This window comes from Flavobacterium sp. (genome assembly GCF_043722275.1).
Classification (GTDB): domain Bacteria; phylum Bacteroidota; class Bacteroidia; order Flavobacteriales; family Flavobacteriaceae; genus Flavobacterium.
Genome location: NZ_JAYSPC010000126.1, coordinates 1 through 2556, shown reverse-complemented (window position 1 = coordinate 2556; position 2556 = coordinate 1). Strand labels below are relative to the sequence as shown.

2 protein-coding genes are annotated in these 2556 nt (G+C 35.6%); both read left to right on the top strand.

From position 1 onward, the window contains the following. Positions 1–395 precede the first annotated feature (395 nt). Positions 396–923 carry a hypothetical protein gene (locus ACHZDT_RS15465; RefSeq protein ID WP_394775522.1) on the top strand — a complete coding sequence of 176 codons (528 nt, stop codon included), beginning with the start codon at positions 396–398 and terminating at the stop codon, positions 921–923. A 328-nt stretch (positions 924–1251) separates the two neighbouring features. Then, positions 1252–2556, top strand: a 1305-nt coding sequence (locus ACHZDT_RS15460; protein WP_394775521.1) for a thiamine pyrophosphate-binding protein, incomplete at its 3' end; no start/stop codon positions are given.

The window sequence follows — 2556 nt, the reverse complement described above, 5'->3', positions numbered from 1 at the left end:
TTTAATTCGCGAACTCTACGCGCAATAAGCTGTGTATATTGCGATCCGAAATCTAAAATAAGTACGTTGTGTTGCATGCGCAAAAATACTTTTTATATTCCAAAATGAAAAATCGGAGCAATGAAAAAATGATATTTTTTTTCATTGCTCAGATTTTAGGTACAAAGGTTCAGAGTTACAAAGGTTCAAAGTTTTTAAAATCTACGATTTTATTGGTTTGTTTTTTGTTCCTTTCCCCTTTGTCACTCTCAACCTTTGTCGCTTTGAACCTTTGGAAATCTGAACCTTTGCCTCTTTGAACCTTTGAAACTCTGAACCTAAAAATAAAAAAAACTTAGTACCTTCACAAAAAAACCTTTTCATCAAAAAAAACGTATTTAAGAAAAAACCCTTTTATGAAATCTAAATTAATTGCCCTTTCTCTTTTCCTTTCGTTATTTTTAAATTCTTGTAGTGCTGTTGATGATTTATTGAGTTTTACTATTTCAAATGAAACTTCGATTAAAATAAAAAGCACTTCACCTATTAATTTACCGGCAGAAATTATTACGCCGGATGTCACAACCAATTCTTCGGCTGAATTTGACAACAACAAAACCAAAGCGAGTTTGGTAAAAGATGTAAAAATAAGATCGCTTAAATTATCAATTTCCGATCCATCAGATGAAACATTTACGTTTTTGAAATCGGTTCACTTGTACATTTCCACAACAGATTCTGATGAAATTGAATTGGCTTATCAGGATAACATTAATTCATCAAGCAATACAATCGATTTAATTTGTACTGATGCAAAACTTGATAAATATATTAAGGCAGATAAATATAAAATCAGAACACAAGTTACCTTAAAAGAAACGCTTACAAAAGATGTAACCGTAAAAGCAGATATGAAGTTTAGAGTGACTGCAGATCCTTTCTAAAAGGCGCTAAGGTTCTGAGTTGCTAAGTTGCTAAGTTACAGGATAAAAAGGTTCAGAGGTTGAAAGCGTAATGGTTTTCTACTTCTGAACCTTTCTTAGTTTTTATTCTAAAAAAAAACTTAGTCACTTAGCAACTCAGAACCTTAACAACTTAAAAAAAAACTTAGCAACTCAGAGCCTTAGAATCTTCAAAAAAAATCCCTAAATTTATAAAACCTTTCCAAACCTCTTTTACATCATAACCGGATGTTTCTTAAAATATAATCATTAGAAAGTAAACCATAACCAATGTTTATTACGATCTGAATATTAATTTTAAAAATAAATCATGAGTAAAATAGTTGCAGAACAGTTAGTTGAGATGTTGGTAGAAGCTGGAATAAAACGCGTTTACGCTGTTACCGGTGATAGTTTAAATCATTTTAACGACGCGATACGCAGAAACGGAAAAATAAAATGGATTCATGTTCGCCATGAAGAAGTTGGCGCTTATGCTGCTGCTGCCGAAGCCGAACTAGACGGTTTTGCGGTCTGCGCCGGAAGTTGCGGTCCCGGACATGTACATTTAATCAACGGATTATATGATGCGCATCGTTCGCACGTACCTTTGTTAGCCATTGCATCCACGATAAATACCCACGAAATGGGAATGGGTTATTTTCAGGAAACCAATACTATTAAACTTTTCGACGATTGCAGTCATTATAATCAGATGATTATGACTGCGGAACAAGCTCCCCGAATTATACAAACTGCGATCCAGCATGCTTTAGGTAAAAAAGGCGTTGCCGTTATTGGCTTGCCCGGTGATGTAGCACAATTAAAAGCTGTTGAAAGTAATATTTCGACGCAGTATTTTCATTGCAATCCTGTTATCAGACCTTCGGATCCTGAATTGTACCAATTAGCAAAAGCGATAAATGAGAGTACAAAAATTACTTTATTTTGCGGAATTGGTGCTGAAAATGCTCACGATCAGGTAGTACAACTTTCACACCATATTAAAGCGCCCGTAGGATATTCTTTTAGAGGAAAAATGAGCATTCAGCCCAATAATCCTAATGAAATAGGAATGACGGGATTACTCGGGCAGCCTTCTGCATATCATAGTATGCACGAATCCCATTTGGTTTTATTGTTAGGAACTGATTTTCCTTATGATAAATTCATGCCATCAGATAATAAAATCATTCAAATCGACACAAGTACAGAACGTTTAGGCCGAAGAGCCAATCTATATATGGGATTATGCGGTGATGTTGGCGACACTATAGAAGCTTTATTGCCTTTATTAGAAGCCAAAACCGACGACAGTTTTTTACAAGCGCAGCTTAAATTGTATGCCAATGTAAAAGAAAATATGAATGTTTACATTAATGATAATGGCGGAGAAGACACAATCCAGCCAGAATATGTCGCTCATATTATCGATAAATTAGCTGATAAAGATGCCATTTTTACGGTTGATACCGGAATGACCTGCGTTTGGGGAGCTCGTTTTATTAAAGGAACGGGAGAACGAAAAATGCTGGGTTCGTTCAATCACGGATCAATGGCAAATGCAATGCCCATGGCGATTGGCGCAGCACTCGCACATCCTGAAAGACAAGTTATTGCCATGTGTGGCGATGGT